Annotated in this window: 1 pseudogene; it reads right to left on the bottom strand. The window is 53.5% G+C overall.

Going from position 1 to position 720, the window contains the following annotated elements:
- Window positions 1-643: pseudogene (locus FKW31_RS16475) on the bottom strand (IS5 family transposase); the annotation flags it as partial.
- Window positions 644-720: the final 77 nt, after the last annotated feature.

Raw genomic sequence — 720 nt, 5'->3', positions numbered from 1 at the left:
TCGATGAGGTGGCGCTTTTTATACAGATGCCAATTGTAAGGTAGCTTTGATTTCCGGTTCTTCTTCGGCGGAATACAAGCTGTGATATTGCGTTCTGCAAGCGATAATCTGATCTGGTTGCTGTCGTAGCCTCTGTCCCCGATGACTTCTTCTGTCTCATCGGGGAGGTCTGCCAGAAGCACGTCTGCGCCTCTGAAGTCACTGACCTGCCCTGCAGTCAGATGTAGACGGACCGGTCGGCCCTGATCATCGCACACGGCGTGAAGTTTTGAGTTCAGGCCGCCTTTTGTTCGTCCGATATGGCGGGGAAAAGCCCCTTTTTGAGCAGCGACGCCGATGTCCGGTGTGCCTTGATGTGTGTTGCATCGATCATCAAACGCTTCGAACGGCCAGCCTGTTCTGTCAGGGCGACAAATATCCTGTCAAAGACACCCAGGCGGCTCCACCGGATGAAGCGATTATACAAAGTCTTGTGTGGACCATACGCTTTCGGAGCGTCTTTCCACTGCAGACCGTTACGGATTACATAAACGATCCCGCTCAGAACGCGCCGGTCATCCACGCGTGGCACTCCGTGCGCCAGAGGGAAAAATGGCTCAATCCGCTCCATCTGCCTCTCGGACAGCATAAACACATCACTCACAGGCCCACCCTCCATCGGTAAGCCTCTGAATCACAACCGCTCGCTCAGTTCAATAAATTAATAGGTCCTGAGCCTAG

The organism is Acetobacter sp. DmW_136 (assembly GCF_008690365.1).
Lineage (GTDB): Bacteria > Pseudomonadota > Alphaproteobacteria > Acetobacterales > Acetobacteraceae > Acetobacter > Acetobacter oryzifermentans.
The sequence above is the reverse complement of the archived record's forward strand: the minus strand, read 5'-3'. Positions and strand labels throughout refer to the sequence as shown.